General features: G+C 42.9%; 13 protein-coding genes, 8 tRNA genes, 1 rRNA gene and 1 riboswitch. Of the genes, 1 reads left to right on the top strand and 21 read right to left on the bottom strand.

The genetic code is table 11. The annotated features are described in order from the left end of the window. Window positions 1-81: 81 nt before the first annotated feature. From QR40_RS13155 to QR40_RS13125, 7 genes are all read right to left on the bottom strand, one after another. Entirely contained in the window at window positions 82-432 is a 351-nt protein-coding gene (locus QR40_RS13155; protein WP_044289730.1) for a BMC domain-containing protein, read from the bottom strand. A 15-nt stretch (window positions 433-447) separates the two neighbouring features. Then, on the bottom strand, window positions 448-1,578 hold the full coding sequence (locus QR40_RS13150; protein WP_027296485.1) for a 1-propanol dehydrogenase PduQ: 1,131 nt from the start codon (window positions 1,576-1,578) through the stop codon (window positions 448-450). Window positions 1,579-1,872: 294 nt separating this feature from the next. Next, complete coding sequence (locus tag QR40_RS13145; protein WP_044295465.1) at window positions 1,873-2,886, bottom strand: Gfo/Idh/MocA family protein; 1,014 nt, start codon at window positions 2,884-2,886, stop codon at window positions 1,873-1,875. A 139-nt stretch (window positions 2,887-3,025) separates the two neighbouring features. Continuing rightward, window positions 3,026-4,036, bottom strand: coding sequence for a Gfo/Idh/MocA family protein (locus QR40_RS13140; RefSeq protein WP_044295463.1), 1,011 nt, complete (start codon window positions 4,034-4,036; stop codon window positions 3,026-3,028). Window positions 4,037-4,070: 34 nt separating this feature from the next. Beyond that, window positions 4,071-5,078, bottom strand: coding sequence for an ABC transporter permease (locus QR40_RS13135; RefSeq protein ID WP_027296482.1), 1,008 nt, complete (start codon window positions 5,076-5,078; stop codon window positions 4,071-4,073). Next, window positions 5,071-6,576, bottom strand: coding sequence for a sugar ABC transporter ATP-binding protein (locus QR40_RS13130; protein ID WP_044295462.1), 1,506 nt, complete (start codon window positions 6,574-6,576; stop codon window positions 5,071-5,073). Before QR40_RS13130 ends, QR40_RS13135 begins: the two co-directional genes overlap by 8 nt. A gap of 41 nt (window positions 6,577-6,617) precedes the next feature. Continuing rightward, complete coding sequence (locus QR40_RS13125) at window positions 6,618-7,727, bottom strand: sugar ABC transporter substrate-binding protein (RefSeq protein ID WP_044295461.1); 1,110 nt, start codon at window positions 7,725-7,727, stop codon at window positions 6,618-6,620. Window positions 7,728-8,378: 651 nt separating this feature from the next. On the opposite strand from QR40_RS13125, the gene QR40_RS13120 reads away from it, so the two are divergent. Beyond that, window positions 8,379-9,398, top strand: a complete 1,020-nt coding sequence (locus QR40_RS13120; protein ID WP_027296479.1) for a LacI family DNA-binding transcriptional regulator — start codon at window positions 8,379-8,381, stop codon at window positions 9,396-9,398. A gap of 162 nt (window positions 9,399-9,560) precedes the next feature. On the opposite strand, the gene QR40_RS13115 is transcribed toward QR40_RS13120, so the two are convergent. The 14 genes from QR40_RS13115 to QR40_RS13060 all read right to left on the bottom strand — a co-directional run. Then, window positions 9,561-10,850 (bottom strand): FAD-dependent oxidoreductase, encoded by a 1,290-nt coding sequence (locus QR40_RS13115; protein WP_044295459.1) that lies wholly within the window; start codon window positions 10,848-10,850, stop codon window positions 9,561-9,563. Window positions 10,851-11,016: 166 nt separating this feature from the next. Continuing rightward, window positions 11,017-11,643: a metal-dependent hydrolase gene (locus QR40_RS13110; RefSeq protein WP_160295810.1), complete on the bottom strand. Its 627-nt coding sequence runs from the start codon at window positions 11,641-11,643 to the stop codon at window positions 11,017-11,019. A gap of 10 nt (window positions 11,644-11,653) precedes the next feature. Next, complete coding sequence (locus tag QR40_RS33195) at window positions 11,654-11,848, bottom strand: DUF6783 domain-containing protein (protein WP_081998925.1); 195 nt, start codon at window positions 11,846-11,848, stop codon at window positions 11,654-11,656. Window positions 11,849-12,077: 229 nt separating this feature from the next. Next, on the bottom strand, window positions 12,078-13,700 hold the full coding sequence (locus QR40_RS13105) for a Na+/H+ antiporter NhaC family protein (protein ID WP_044295786.1): 1,623 nt from the start codon (window positions 13,698-13,700) through the stop codon (window positions 12,078-12,080). Window positions 13,701-13,797: 97 nt separating this feature from the next. Further along, window positions 13,798-13,968, bottom strand: a riboswitch (Lysine riboswitch). A 124-nt stretch (window positions 13,969-14,092) separates the two neighbouring features. Further along, window positions 14,093-14,230 carry a hypothetical protein gene (locus tag QR40_RS31785; protein WP_160295809.1) on the bottom strand — a complete coding sequence of 46 codons (138 nt, stop codon included), beginning with the start codon at window positions 14,228-14,230 and terminating at the stop codon, window positions 14,093-14,095. Window positions 14,231-14,340: 110 nt separating this feature from the next. Next, a tRNA-Arg gene (locus tag QR40_RS13100) sits at window positions 14,341-14,414 on the bottom strand. Between the two features lie 22 nt (window positions 14,415-14,436). After that, a tRNA-Leu gene (locus tag QR40_RS13095) sits at window positions 14,437-14,522 on the bottom strand. 22 nt (window positions 14,523-14,544) lie between these two features. After that, a tRNA-Val gene (locus tag QR40_RS13090) sits at window positions 14,545-14,617 on the bottom strand. A gap of 41 nt (window positions 14,618-14,658) precedes the next feature. Next, window positions 14,659-14,732: transfer RNA gene (locus QR40_RS13085), tRNA-Asp, on the bottom strand. A gap of 23 nt (window positions 14,733-14,755) precedes the next feature. Continuing rightward, window positions 14,756-14,829: transfer RNA gene (locus tag QR40_RS13080), tRNA-Ile, on the bottom strand. 4 nt (window positions 14,830-14,833) lie between these two features. After that, a tRNA-Thr gene (locus QR40_RS13075) sits at window positions 14,834-14,906 on the bottom strand. Between the two features lie 22 nt (window positions 14,907-14,928). After that, window positions 14,929-15,000: transfer RNA gene (locus QR40_RS13070), tRNA-Glu, on the bottom strand. Window positions 15,001-15,056: 56 nt separating this feature from the next. Next, window positions 15,057-15,128, bottom strand: a tRNA-Asn gene (locus QR40_RS13065). 126 nt (window positions 15,129-15,254) lie between these two features. Next, window positions 15,255-16,185, bottom strand: a 23S ribosomal RNA gene (locus tag QR40_RS13060); the annotation flags it as partial.

Genomic DNA, 16,185 nt, shown 5'->3' with positions numbered 1-16,185 from the left:
TATTGCAAGTAATCCTGGAATATGCCTAAATAAGTAGTGTGAATTTATTCACACTTTCCCCTCTGCCATTTTAAATCCCCATTAAGTCCTGGTAATGGGTGCCCTGGTAAATCCCAGATCCTGCTCCATCGTTCTTAAAATATCCTTGATCGCCGCTTCTACTGAACTGATATCTCCGGTAAAAACTAACGCTCCGCTAAAGCGGTCTATAAAGCCTAAGGTAATATCGGATGCCTTTGTCGCAATATCAGCTGCTATAATCGCTCCTTCACTGGGCGTTATGGTAAGAATGCCTATGGCATCCATTTCCTCTGGCTCCAGACCAAGCTTGGCGTAAATACCCGGATTCGGTCCCGCGATTACATGTGCCAGCGTAATCTGTTTTCCCGGAACAAATTCCTGAATAATCCGCTGTTTTTCTTCTACTTCCATCAAATGCACCTTCTTTTATAAAGCCTGTTTTAAAATATCCAGAATATCTTTTTTCGAAACCACCCTGGGATTCGTAACAATACATCCATCCGCAAGTGCCCCTTCTGCAATCTGCTCCTCCGCCTTATGAAACTCATCCGGTTTTAGTCCGCATTCCTTAAAGCTCACGGGCATTTTCATCAGCTTTTGCATTTTCTGTATCTGGTGAATCAGATTTTTCACAGCCGACCGGATATTCACCCCTCCAATTCCATACAAAGAAGCAATCGCTGCATATTTTTTTGCAGCTGTCTTATATTCCTTTGTATTATAGTCCTGAATTTCCGCATTATAAGCAATTACATAAGGAAGCAGTATGGCATTTGTCCTGCCATGGGCCACCCCAAACTTACCACCTATATTATGGGCAATTGCATGATTTACACCCAGGGAAGTCATATCAAATGCCAGTCCGGCCATGCAGGAAGCATAGTGCATCTGTTCTCTCGCTTCCATATCCACCGGGCTTTCATAAGATTTCACCAGATACTTCAAGACCGTGACAGCTGCCTTTTCCGCCAAAGCATCCGTAAATGCGTTCGCCTTGGTAGACACATATGCCTCCAACGCATGGGTCAGTACATCCATCCCGGTATCAGCCACAATGGAAGGCGGCAGGCTTTTCACAAGTCCCGGATCCAGTACTGCAATATCCGGCAACAGCGATTTATCAACCAGGGGATATTTCACTCCCTTATCTTTATCTGTAATAACCGCAAAAGAAGTTACTTCTGATCCCGTACCGCTGGTAGTTGGAACCGCAATAAATTCCATGTCCGGCAGATCACCGATCTGTTTGGAAAAGTGCATAATTGCCTTTGCCTCATCAATGGCGGAACCACCGCCCAGCGCAATCACCGTATCCGGCTTATAAGCCATTACTTCCCTGACTCCTTCCACTACAAGTTCCAGTGGGGGATCCGGTACCACATTGCTGAAAATCATATATTCTTTTTCTTTCAGCTGTTCCGTTATCCGATCAACCATCTTTGATTCCACCATAAACGGATCCGTTACGATAAAAATCCGTGATGCGGTAAGATTCTTCAGACAATTCAGGGCATCCGCCCCAAAACACACAGCCGTTTGTATTTTAAATTCCTCCATGTTTCACCATCCCTTCAAAAGCTTTCCTTATTTAGCTATCTTTTGTGAAATGAGACAAGATTATACAATAAAAATAAAAATTGTTGGATTTCTGTGCATTTTTATAACTTTCCGACTCATTAATATTTCCAATATTTTAAATTCCAAACTAATCTTCCTAAAAAAACAAAAAAAGATCCACTCAAAAGTGGACCCGCATAAACCATATTCATGTTATTTTTTCAAAGACTTTAAAATTATTATTCAAAAAACTGCTGAGCTCGCAAATAGCCCAACAGTCTTGATTTTTGCCTCTTATAGCTGCACCGGATGGTGTTCCTTTAGCGACTGTGCAGCCGCATAAGCAATCTTTGTAGATTTTGTACCATCATATACCGTTACATCCGGCTTACGTCCCTCCCGGATACAAGCAATAAATTCTTTCATTTCCAATACATACGCATCCGCGAAGCGCTCCGGAAAAGAGCCCACACACTCCACTACCGCCCCATTTTTATCATAAATCATTGCCAGATTTTTTGCTGGGACGGGGCTGATACGGATTGAACCCTCGGTACCTACAACTTCCGTTTCTACATGATACCCGTGTGCCGCCGTCCTGCCTACATGTATCTGTCCAATTGCACCATTTTTGAACCGGAACATGGCGCAGCCAGTTTCACAATCGCCATTCGCTTCAAACTCCGGATGTTTGAAAGTGCATCCTAACGCATACACCTCAGTTACCTCATCTCCCAAAAACCAGCGCATTAAGTCGATGTCATGACTTGCCATATCAATGTAGATTCCACCGCTGGTACTGCAGAATTTGATGGAACCCTCCACCAGACTTTCGGGATCAATTCCTGTCGCCTTTACCAGATAAGGCTTGCCGATTGCACCTTCTTTTATCTTCTGCATGGCATAGGCATAGGACGGATCATAGCGCCGCATAAAGCCTAAAAAGAATATCTTATCCGGATATTTTTCTACCGCTCTTTCTGCCGCTTTACATTCCTCTTCATTAATACCCAGTGGTTTTTCACAAAACACATGCTTTCCCGCTGCCAATGCCGCTTCGATCTGCCAGCAATGTTCACTGCTGGTAGTAACAATCGCTACGGCATCAATATCTGCACTTTTCAGCATTTCCAGGTAGTCTGTATACACATCCGATACATCCAGTTCATTTTTAGCATACTCTAATTCCGCCTCTGCGACTGAGCATGCTGCCGTTAATTTTGCCCCCGGGATTTTATAGCAAATATTGTTTGCATGTACCTTTCCCAGGCGTCCTAATCCGGCAATCCCGACCTTTACTTCATCCATGGTTTTCCCTTCTTTTTCTATATATTTTAATGATGCTTACTTGTAGTCCATCATTGTGCAATTAACAGTGAATTGAGCACCCGCTATCTATGTGAGAAGCGCGCCTCTGCTTTGCGGCAGTAACAAACCGGTATCCGGTTCAGCAGACAGCGTACAAATCAGGCTTACGCATCATTTGTATTTCCATGAACCTTCCGGTATTACGGGAACGATTCAGCGTATCTGCCGCAACGCAGGCAGCATAACCATCCCACGCACCCGGGCCATTGCAGCTATTGTTTTCTACCGCTCTCACCCACTCATTTAACTCAATGTCATAAGCTTGAATAAACCTTTGGGACCAATCGGTAAGTATAGGAACGCTGCGCCCTGCATCGGACCGAGTCACAACTGCGTAAGGATCCGGTAAACTGACTGTTCCCTTTTCACATACTACCTGACACTGAATATCATAGCCATAACCATCGGACAATTGTACCTCTACGTCAATGCGGCATCCTGAACCGGTCTCCAGAAGCACGATCTGCGGATTGTCATACCCTTTTACTGAGTAAGAAGATTGCCTTACTTTAAGCACTTGTCCATTTTTATACTCATCGCCCAACAGCCATCGGCAGATATCCAGCTCATGGATTGCTATATTTGACACACCCATCTCGCTGGTAAGTCCCTGAGGCTGATGCATGTTGCGGTGACTGGCATGAATCATAAGAGGATTCCCCAGTTCACCGGATTCCACAATGCGTTTCATTTCCCGGTATCCCGGATCATATCTCCTCATAAATCCAACTTGCACCAGGCGTTTACCAAGTGCCAATTCTGCTTCAATAATTTTTTCACAGTCAGCCGATGTCTGGGCAAGTGGTTTTTCACAAAACACCGGCTTTCCCTGCTTCAGACTCTCAAGAACATAGCCCGCGTGTGAAGTATCCGAAGAAGCAATCAGTACCGCATCCACTTCCCCACTTCCAATCAACTCTTCCCCGGTATCAAATATATGGCTGATATCATATTGCTGTGCGGTTTTTTCTGCTGATTCCCGGAAATAATCGGAACAGGCCGCTACTGTGGCTCCGGGAACAAGATTGCGCAAACGGCGAATATGGTCACGTCCAATTGCACCGCATCCGATAACCCCGATTTTTAACATATCAATTCTCCTGACTATATGAATGATTGATGTTTTATTTTGCAGCCATACGTCTGGCCTTTGCTTCCATTCGTTCACGAGTTACGTCAATAAGTACTGCCAGGATGATAACCAGACCAACAACAATATTCTGGATTGCCGTAGAAGCACTGAGCAGCTGCAGACCATTTCTGATCACAGTAATGATAAGCGCACCGATAATAGTACCGCTCATAGTTCCTTTCCCGCCATTAAAAGATGCGCCTCCGATAATACAGGCAGCAATAGCATCTGTGTCATAAGGCTGAATAGCATTGGCTCCATTGGCGATCCCGCCGCGTCCAATCAGTACAATACCTGCCAAAGCACTCATAAATCCGGATAAAGTATAGCAGAATGTAAGTACATTGGAGCTCTTAATACCAGAGAGGCGGGCCGCTTCAAGGTTCCCCCCTACACAATAGATAGAGCGCCCCAGAACCGTCTTGGAAAGAAATACACCCATAACGGCAAACAACACAATTACTAATATAAAACTTACTGGAAAACCACCCAGCAGTGGTATGGAATTAGGCAGCGTTGCCTCTCCCAGCCATGTAACCTGTACCGGAAATCCGGAAACAATCTTAGAACCTACCACCACCAGGGCAAGCCCCCACAAGACATTTTTCATACCGAGGGTCGATACAAAAGGATGTGGTAAGTGCAGGCGGGTCAGCAGTGTACCATTGATGAAGCCAAAAAACGTGCCTGCAACTAAACCTGCAATGATAATTAAAACAGGATTTGTAATTCCGTTTTGTAAAAGCATTCCCATCACACAAGTACAAAAGATGGCATTCGCTCCTACAGAAAGATCAATGCCTGCAGTGATGAGGCACACCAACATACCAGTAGAAATCAATGCATTTACCGATGTTTGCTTAAAGATGTTCATGAAATTCGCAAGCGTTAAGAAGCTTGACGTAGCAAAGCTCAAAATTACACATAATACAAACAGGGCAATCAGGGATCCCAGCTTATTGACCAGGCCCGAATTGGATTTTAATTTTACTTTATTCATCTAAGGTTCCTCCCCACGCAGCTCTCATAATATCCTCCTGATTGAAATGATCACTTTCTCTGTCTAAAGTTCCCGTTACCCGACCACCTCTCATTACCACAACCCGGTCAGACATGCCCAAAATTTCGGGCATTTCAGAAGAAATCATAATTACGCACTTTCCTTCTTTCACAAGATTATTCATTACATTATAAACCTCTATTTTGGCACCAACGTCAATACCTCTTGTCGGTTCATCAAAAATATAAATATCCGCATCGGAATTGATCCATTTTCCAATAACAACCTTTTGCTGGTTTCCGCCTGAAAGCTGACCCGCAATTTCATCTAGCGACGGGGTCTTAATGCGTAACGAAGTAATATTATCTTCTCCCGTCTCCTCAATATGTTTCTCATCCAAAAATAAACCTCTTGCAAAATTTTTCATGTTAGCCATAATCAAATTAGCCCGGATACTTTGTGTCAAAACAAGCCCCTGATTTTTGCGGTCTTCTGTCAAAAATGCAATTCCTGCATTGATTGCCTGTCTTGGGTTTGCGATTTTCATCTCTTTATCATGAATATAAATTTTGCCGCCATCGATGGGATCGGCACCAAATACAGCCCGCATTGTTTCGGTTCGCCCAGCACCAACGAGTCCTGCGAAGCCCAGAATCTGTCCATCGTATGCTTCAAAGCTGACATCGAATAATACACCGTTTTGTCTCAAATTTTCAACTTTCAGAGCACAGCCGCCTTTTACTCCCATTACTTTGGGAAACTTATTGGCAAGGGAACGTCCTACCATCGCTGTAATTAAGTCATCATTATTTACTTCTGTGATAGGCTTTGTCCAGATATGCTCTCCATCACGTATTACTGCAACACGGTCACATAATTCGAAAAGTTCTTCCAGCTTATGGGATACAAACACAATGCTGATGCCACGGCTGCGCAATTCTCGGCAAATATCCATCAGCTGCTGAACCTCCTTTTCTCCTAATGATGAAGTAGGTTCATCCATTATAATCATCTTAGCCCCAACCGAAAGTGCTTTGGCAATTTCAATCATCTGCTGTACTCCCATGCCCATAGTACCTGCTGCTTTGTCAGGATCGATATCCTGCCCAAGAGATAGCATCACCTCCCGCGCTTTTTTATTCATAGCCTGATAATCCAACAGGCCCTTCTTCCCCCGTATCCACTTATTCATAAAAATATTATCTGTAATGCTCAAAAGCTTTTCAATATTTAATTCCTGATAAACACAGGCAATGCCAGCCTCCGCAGAATCATTCGGATTACGGAAATGTTTCTCTTCCCCTTCCACAAATATACTGCCTTCATCTGCCGAATGTACTCCTGTCAGTACCTTTATCAGAGTAGATTTTCCGGCACCATTTTCACCAATCAACCCCAGTATCTCCCCTGGCTTTACAGCCAGGTTCATGTTTTTTAAAGCTACAACACCAGGAAAGCGTTTTGTGACATTTTTTAATTCCACAATATATTCACTCACTGCATACCTCCTTATTCTTCATGCTTAATCAATAGATCGATTTATTTACCAAGCTGAGATTTCAAAGTATCCAATTGTTCCTGTGCATTTTCTTTTGTCACAATTTTACTGCCAGAGTCAATAAACTCTTCTATTTTTTCACCATTTATTGCTTTCACACAAGCTTCAACAGCCTTATATCCCATATCGTAAGCATTTTGTGCAACAGACATTGTTTCTTCACCGCCTAAAATAGCATTACATGCAGACTGAATACCATCAAATCCACAGAAAACAGTATTCGCATATGCCTCATTTCCCTTCGCTGCACGAGCAGCTGCTATAGCCATATCATCATTGTTGCAAACGATCATTGCAACACCGTCCGGGTGATTTTGTATAATAGCTTCCATGGAAGCAAATGCCTTGTCAGCAACTGCATCTGCATATTGGATTTCATCCGATAAAAATGTACCGCCTGCTTCTTCGATACCTGCTTTATAGCCGGTCAGACGTGCTTCTGCAGTAGAATCACCCTGAACTCCAGTAATGGCAATGGCATTTAATTCTGTAAATCCTGCCGCTTTCGCCGCCTCAACAGCTGCCAATCCGCCTGCTTTCGCTGCTTCTTCATTACCGGTTCCTACAAAAGATAATACTTCCGGGGCTTCTATTTTCGTATCTACAGAAATAATCGGCTGCTTAGCACCCGCAATTTTGGAGATTACCATATCCGCCTGTAATGGAGCAATAACAAAACCATCAAATTTCCCTGCTGACAGATTAGTTTCAATGATATTCAACTGCTCATCATAGGAAGTTTCCGACGCTGCACCCTGGATTTCAACATTTACATCCGGATTCTTATCGCTGTATGCCTGGGCACCGGCTAATACGTATCCCCAATACTCAGAAGCAGTAGTTTTCAGGATTACGCTAATGTTAAGTTTATCACCGGTTGCCGATGATACATTTTCGCTCCCGGCAAGATCACTGCCGGCAGCCGTCTCATTGTTGCCAGCTGCCCCTTTGTTGTCAGCTGTTTCATTGTTGTTAGTTGTTTCATTCTTGTTAGTCGTTTCATTGTTGTTAGCTGTAGTAGTACCACCACAAGCAGTAAGGGATAATCCCATAAGCCCCACCATAAAGATACTTAAAATTTTTTTCTTCATACAAAAATCCTCCTTATTTTTTATATAGTTTATTTTTTTGCCGTATGGCATTATGTCCCTTACAAAACCCCATTAATATGCATGAGCATAATATGCACAAGTCATTTTCAAAAAACGCTCAAAATATATGCAAAACATTATATTTTTTAGTATTTATCCAGATTATAACACTACATTTTGGTTAAGTCAATAAGTTTTTTCCAATTTTTTGTGTGCATATTGTCCAGTTTTAATCCTATATTGTGCATTATCTCTATTTCTCCTTCCACTCTGTATGCACATATTTGCATATTATGCATATGGAATTATGCACATTTCTGAATTACTTTGTGAGGAATTTGTTTCAAAAATACGGGGTGAGCTTACACGGAAGAAAAGGTTAAATATGAAAGAATTGATTCCATAGATGTAATATATCTAAGAAGCACGTCAGGAACAGAAAGTCCGGCGTGTAATTTATAAGAAAGATTATTCATACGTTTGTCGTGATTATTCACATTTTAGTTGACTTAAACTTAAAAATGTATTATTCTTCAATATAGTTAAAATACAGAGAGTCGGATAATAATCTGCAAATTCTCTACTAAAAATCATCTGTTTTTAAATAAACGGTATGATATCCCCGACTCATTGTTTATAGGAGACGTATATATGATTACAACCCAAGAACTTGCCCGGTTAGCCGGCGTAAGTCAATCAACGGTATCAAGAAGCCTTCAGAATTCTTCACGAATCTCTTTGGAAACCAGGATTAAGGTTCAGGAATTAGCAGCACAGCACGGATACACAATAAAAAAAAGGGCCGGCATATCTAATATTTCCGGGAACAATGGGGGAATTGCTATTATTCTGGGCGCTGATAAAATGCATTCCCCCCTTGACCTCTATCTGGAATATTTGTCTAATGAGGTTATCAGGCAAATTGAAAAACAAAATTACTACTGCGTAATCTCATCCTACGATGCAAGTGACCATTCCTTTAATTACATTCAATCAATCATTGAAACAGCCGATATTAAAGGCATTGTTATTATTAATGGCAACTATCACTCTGCACTGGAAGATTATTTAAGCCATTTAAATATTCCTCATATTTACACCCAGTATTTTTCACGTCCTATGAAAAAAAGTTTAAATATAATTGATGTTGACCACTTTACCGGCGGTTTCATCGCTACTAATCACTTATTGGCATTAGGGCATCAGCGTATCGGTACCTTTACCTCTGCCGGAAGTGATTTCAAAGAACGAACAGAAGGATATTGTACTGCACTCGTAAATAACAATCTTGAATGCAATCCTGATTGGATAATTCAAACAGGACTAACTTACGATGACGGATACCAAAACATGCAAAGCAGTTGGAACCAGCTGTGTGACTGCACTGCATTTTTTGCTCAGACAGATATTCTTGGCATTGCTATTATTAATTATCTGACCGATCATGGATATAAAGTTCCTCAGCAATATTCCGTAATTGGCTTTGACGGAATTCCTGAAGGCAATTATTGCCGTCCCAGGCTAACCACTGTTATACAGCCCGTTCTCAAAATTGCGGAAAGAAGCATAGAACATCTTACCTATCTGATAAAGCAGAAAAGTACCAGCGCTGCTCATTTATTCGTACAGCCTGAATTGTATCTGCGTAACTCCACATCACATGTGAAGTAATCAAACGTATAAGTAGTACTTTTCAGACAGTGAAAAAGGCTTTACCCTGAAATAACAATTCATTTAACTATAAATGCCATGGCAAAAAGCTCCCGAAGTGCTTTTTGTCATGGCATTTTTGGTCTGGAACAGCAGTCACCGGAAGACTTTTCCGGTATCACATTACAAGTCGTGAACTACCCTGTTGGAAAACACTCCCTTTAATCCTACCATCTCAACTTTCTTTTTAATTTTATTTATATCCATCAGATACAAGCCTCTATCTTTCATCCGTTTAAAATAAACAGAGCCGGAAAAGGTATATTTTCGTTCTATTCCTTCTTCCGTCCCCATTTCTTTTTTTACAAATGCAATCATGTCACCAACCGCCAGACTCTCCGGCAGAATTAAAGTCTCCAGGCCTGATGCTTCTCTTACACTGTTATACCCGGCCAGAATCCCCGTCACAATTGCCTCCGTATGACCAACCAGCAGCCCTGCCTTTTCACCTGCACAATATAAATTCTCTGCTCCCTCTACTTTCAGACTGTTGTCCCGCGGCGACATTGCCATATATCGGATGGAATTTCCCTTTCCGCCCGCATAGGGATCTTCATACCTGGCATCTTCAAATCCCGGAATCCGCCTGAGTTTATCGATTGGAAAATAAGACGTCATCAACTTGGCATGCCCTGTATCCAATAAAATAATATTTTCCGTAAAATCATCAAGTGCATACTGCTGGCATGCCTTCTCAGACAAATGATTTTCCCTCAGATCCTCTGGTAAAGGTATTACTGCCACTCCTTTTTCTTCTAACTGGCCAATGATTTCTCCGGAGAGAGACTCTTTAAAAATCTTACAGGAACCACTCATTGCACCTAATTTTCCATTTGCCCGCTTTCCCTGTATCTCCGGAATCCCCGCCTCTCCCGTCAGACTGATTCTACCGCCAAAACTGGGGCATCTGAGAATGCACATGGCACATCCGTTACCAAACTTTCTGCAATTATTCATAGGCCCCGCACTCCCGGTAGCATCAATGAACATCTCGCCGCCAAACTTTCTGCCATCATCCGTCTGTACATTTAAGATCCGTTTCCCATCCATCTGCACTTTAGACATACGCGCCTGAAATTCAATTTTCGTTCCTATCTTTTTTAAAAACCGGTAGATAACTCCGGATATTTTACCAACATCATATAAAGAAGCATGCTCATGACCGGGAAACTCAACATTCTTATGCCTTACGTTTTCATCAATAATCCGAAAAATCTCTCCTCCGCCCAGAGCGATCATTTCTTCCGTTGCCGTGTACCGTCCGTTATTTCTCATAATTCCGCCAACCAGTCCTGTACCAAGCAGCATATCCGTTTTTTCCAGCAGCGTAACCTTTGCGCCCTGCAAGACTGCCCCATATGCCGCGGCGCATCCCGCCCAGCCTCCTCCTGCTATTACCACTTCTATACTCATGTTGTCTGCCTCCATTCTTCTGATGAACCTAACTTTTTCCATGCAGTGTGTAAACAGTTTCCTTTCACACTTTTCCGCCTGATTTTCACGGGCTATAAACTCTCATACTTTAATGTATGGACATGTTAGCCTGTTTATTCCTGAAATCGGTTAAATTCCATCCGTCTTACATCCCACCCAGAAATTTCATTCCGGTTCTCCAAAGAAACACCCCTACATAAAAAAATGTAAGTAAACTCCCTGCACCGCATAAAACCTTACTGATCAAGCCATCAGCCCGGCAGAGATCCAGACTAATTCCCCATTTGAGAGGGTAAAGCAGACGAACATTCTTATAATTAAAAATATCTGCAGCGATATGTGAAAGCATAGAAATGATAAAATAGGGAACCAGAATGGGATAGATAATATATAAAATAAAGCTCAAAATCCCAACCGCCGGTAAAGAATGCATAAAAGACCTGTGAGGTCTGCTCTTACCAAAGATACATACCCCCAGAAAAGCAGTCATACCCATCACCAGTCTCACCAGGTTACTGTTACGCATAAAACTCGCTGTTATCCCAAGTTTCCACTGATATTCCATAAAAACAGTGGCGATAACCGCTAACAGCGTAATTGCAATTACTTTGTTTACATCTCTTCTGGCTTCCGAAGTGCTTACGTCTATGTCACTGATTACAGAGCCTACAGATGCCGTCCCGATACACAACACAACCTCTCTGATATTTTCCGGCTGTCCAATCAATAATGCCGCCGCTGTTCCTATTGCCACATGTGTTTTTCCTGTCATACGGTTCTTCTCAACTTTCCTCATTAGTCTTGTAAATCTTAAGTTTTCCCCTGGAACGTGTTTGAAAATTGCTTTCTGGCAGCTGTGCGTAACAGTTTGTAGAAGATTTATCCCGGATGAAGGGCGCGTAGCGGACTACGTAACCTGAATTCGGGGCAAATATGCTGCAAAGTGGGGCGTGCAGATGGCGGGAATGAATTTTCAAACACGTTTCAGGCCTACTTGCGTAATTATACAAAAATCCATCCTTAAACGCAAGCTATTTTTCCGTATGTATGTTCTTATAAAAAGGCCGCTGCAAATTCATTCCAAACACTGACATACGAACTAATTACCATGGGATTATATTTCCCAATCCATGTCAGATAAAGAATCATTTTACAACGACCTGCTCTTCATTTCAATTTATTTACATTTATACTTTTCCGATTCTCTTACAACGTTTCCTGCTGATTTTGGGAAACCATCCTTGCAAATACCAAAACAACAAGCATAAGCACGATTCCAAAAGGAAGTGCAATCCAGGCACTTTGTACAAATCCCGCTAATATATAGGTCAGGAAGGATACAACGGCTGCCGTAACCGCATAGGGAAGCTGTGTTGTCACATGATTCACATGGTTACATCTCGCCCCTGCCGATGCCATAATCGTCGTATCCGAAATCGGAGAACAATGATCTCCGCAAACTGCCCCCGCCATACATGCTGAGATAGAAATAATCATTAATTCCGGATTAGATTTTTCAAATACTGCAACCACAATAGGGATGAGAATACCAAATGTACCCCAGGACGTACCGGTTGCAAAGGCCAGCCCGCATCCAACCAGGAAAATGATTGCCGGCAGAAACTTCATTAAGTCTCCTGCACACTGCGCCATAGCTCCTGCCACAAAATCTGCTGCTCCCAGGCTGTCTGTCATGGCTTTTAAAGTCCATGCAAAGGTAAGTATTAAAATAGCCGGTACCATTGCTTTGAATCCATCCGGCAGACATGCCATACAATCATTGAAATTCAATACTTTTCTAATATTATATAGTATTATTGTAATCACCATTCCAAAAAAACTGCCAAGAGCAAGCCCTACAGAAGCATCGCTATTAGAGAATGCAGTAATAAAATCTTTTCCTGCGAAAAATCCGCCTGTATAAATCATACCAATTACACAGCAAACAATTAAAGATAATATAGGAATCATTAAATCCAGAACGCTTCCATGGGGATTGGAAATATCATCTTCATCAAAATTTCCTATTTTGTCTCCTGTTGAAAAAAGATCACCTTTCCGTGCATTTTTTTCATGAACCGCCATAGACCCAAAGTCTACTTTCAGCAATACAAGTCCCACCATCATAACAATCGTCAGCAAAGCATAAAAGTTATATGGAATTGCTCTGATAAAGATAGAAAACCCATCTTCACCTTCCACAAAACCTGTAACAGCAGCTGCCCAGGATGAAATAGGTGCGATGATACATATCGGTGCTGCCGTAGCATCAATCAGATACGCCAGCTTTGCCCTGGACACCTGATGCTGGTCAGTAACCGGACGCATTACACTGCCTACTGTCAGACAGTTAAAATAATCATCAATAAAAATTAATACCCCTAAAACAATTGTTGCTAGCTGGGCACCAACTCTCGTCTTTATTTTCTTACCAGCCCATCTTCCAAACGCAGCCGAGCCTCCGGCTCTGTTCATCAGACTGACCATACATCCCAGAATAACCAGGAACACCAAAATTCCCACATTATAGCTATCCGATAACACTTTGATGAATCCATCATTAAAAATGTGTGTCACAGTCCCTTCAAATCCAAATCCGGAAAAGAACAGTCCTCCAACCAAAATACCTAAAAATAATGAACTGTAAACTTCCTTAGTAATCAATGCCAGAACAATTGCTACTACCGGTGGTATCAACGCCCAAAAAGTTGCATACATGGCGGGCTTCGCAGCTCCTTCTTCTGCAGCCAGAACCGTCATGGGAAGCAATGCCGTGAATATCAGTAACATGCTGATACCCATAAACAACCTTCGTTTTGAAATCCTCATTCCTATATCCTCTCTTTCCCTCCAAGAAAAAACCATGAATGAAAGTCTCCGTGGGGACATACATTCATGGTCATTTAAGGTCAGATTTCCCTATACCACTTCAGATAGCGCTCCACATATCAGTGACAGTCCGCAACATATTCTGCTGCGTCCCAGAGCTAATTCCATGGACCGGAATATACTCTTCGGCGATCTTCCCTTTTCTCCAAAACGGCTGTCCTGCCACTTGTCCCGGAGTACTGATGAATATCGCACCTCTATCATTTCATTTTTATTTCTTGTCTAGTTATATGTTTCTATTTTAACATTTTTTCGACAAAAAGCAAAGATTAAAATTTTGTTTTATTCCTGCTTTATTTTCAGATAGCTTCCATTCCGCAAGCAATCAAAATTCATGCCGCAGCTGCAAAATAAATAATTGGAAATTCTTCTGACAGCCTCCAGAAATCATTATTCCCAGCCAGCTTGTCTACCATATCATTGATAAACCTCTCAGCTATGTAAAATACAATTTGAAATTCTAACATCATCCAAAGATTAGCCGAACAAATACTTTTTCATTTATTCCGCTAATCACTTCTTTAGTGAATTAAGCAAAAAAATAAGTCCTTGCAAAATTTTCATTTTACAAGGACAATCACGTGCGTGAGAAGATTCGAACTCCCGGCCTTTTGGTCCGTAGCCAAACGCTCTATCCAGCTGAGCTACACGCACATATTTAATTGATGATTCTGAATGCCGGCGACCGGAATCGAACCGGTACGGGAGATTAGTCCCGCAGGATTTTAAGTCCTGTGCGTCTGCCAGTTCCGCCACGCCGGCATTTCATGGTATCACTACCAAATGGGACCTACAGGGCTCGAACCTGTGACCCTCTGCTTGTAAGGCAGATGCTCTCCCAGCTGAGCTAAGATCCCATGGGATATGTAATTAATAAATCCTACATCTTTCGATGTAACGACCCAGATCGGACTCGAACCGACGACCTTCGCCGTGACAGGGCGACGCTCTAACCAACTGAGCCACTGGGCCAAACATTAATAACAACAGACAAATGGACCTTCGGGGACTCGAACCCAGGACCGACCGGTTATGAGCCGGTTGCTCTAACCAACTGAGCTAAAGGTCCAAAGAGCCGATGATCGGACTCGAACCGATAACCTGCTGATTACAAATCAGCTGCTCTGCCAATTGAGCCACATCGGCATATGACGTATGTTGTTATTAGTGACTCCAAGGGGATTTGAACCCCTGTTACCGCCGTGAAAGGGCGGTGTCTTAACCGCTTGACCATGGAGCCTTGCTTTACTTGCCTTTTATCCTTTTAAATACTTAGCCATTTTGTTAAGTATTTAGCTCCCCGAGTTGGGCTCGAACCAACAACCCTTCGGTTAACAGCCGAATGCTCTACCATTGAGCTATCGAGGATTATACTGCTTTTTKGAAAAGCCATATACCTTCAAAACCACATACAGAAATTCATCAAATATCATCCGTTCTTGCATTACCAACTTCGTTGATYATATCAACTTTATTGACATTATCCTAAACCTTATGGATAAGCCTTCGACCTATTAGTATTAGTCAGCTCCATACATTACTGCACTTCCACCTCTAACCTATCTACCTCGTCGTCTTCAAGGGGTCTTACCRCTTATGYGGGGGATATCTCATCTTGAGGGGGGCTTCACGCTTAGATGCCTTCAGCGTTTATCCCTTCCCGACTTGGCTACCCGGCCATGCTCTTGGTAGAACAACCGGTACACCAGAGGTCAGTCCAACCCGGTCCTCTCGTACTAAGGTCAGCTCCTCTCAAATATCCTGCGCCCACGCCGGATAGGGACCGAACTGTCTCACGACGTTCTGAACCCAGCTCGCGTACCGCTTTAATGGGCGAACAGCCCAACCCTTGGGACCTACTACAGCCCCAGGATGCGATGAGCCGACATCGAGGTGCCAAACCACTCCGTCGATGTGAACTCTTGGGAGTGATAAGCCTGTTATCCCCAGGGTAGCTTTTATCCGTTGAGCGATGGCAATCCCACTTTATACCACCGGATCACTAAGTCCTACTTTCGTACCTGCTCCACCCGTCGGTGTCACAGTCAAGCCTTCTTTTGCCTTTGCACTCTGCGAATGGTTTCCAACCATTCTGAGAAGACCTTTGAGCGCCTCCGATACCCTTTCGGAGGCGACCGCCCCAGTCAAACTCCCCGCCTGACATTGTCCCACCACCGGATCACGGTGGCTGGTTAGAAATCCAATACTGCAAGGGTGGTATCCCAACAATGACTCCTTCACAACTGGCGTTGTGAATTCTCAGTCTCCCACCTATCCTGTACATGCAATACCGAATCCCAGTATCAAGCTGGAGTAAAGCTCCATGGGGTCTTTCCGTCCTGGCGCAGGTAACCAGCATCTTCACTGGTATTTCAATTTCACCGGATGCCTTGTCCAGACAGTGCTCAAATCATTCAGCCTTTCG

Source organism: Robinsoniella peoriensis, from assembly GCF_000797495.1.
Taxonomy (GTDB): Bacteria; Bacillota; Clostridia; order Lachnospirales; family Lachnospiraceae; genus Robinsoniella; species Robinsoniella peoriensis.
The sequence above is the reverse complement of the archived record's forward strand: the minus strand, read 5'-3'. Positions and strand labels throughout refer to the sequence as shown.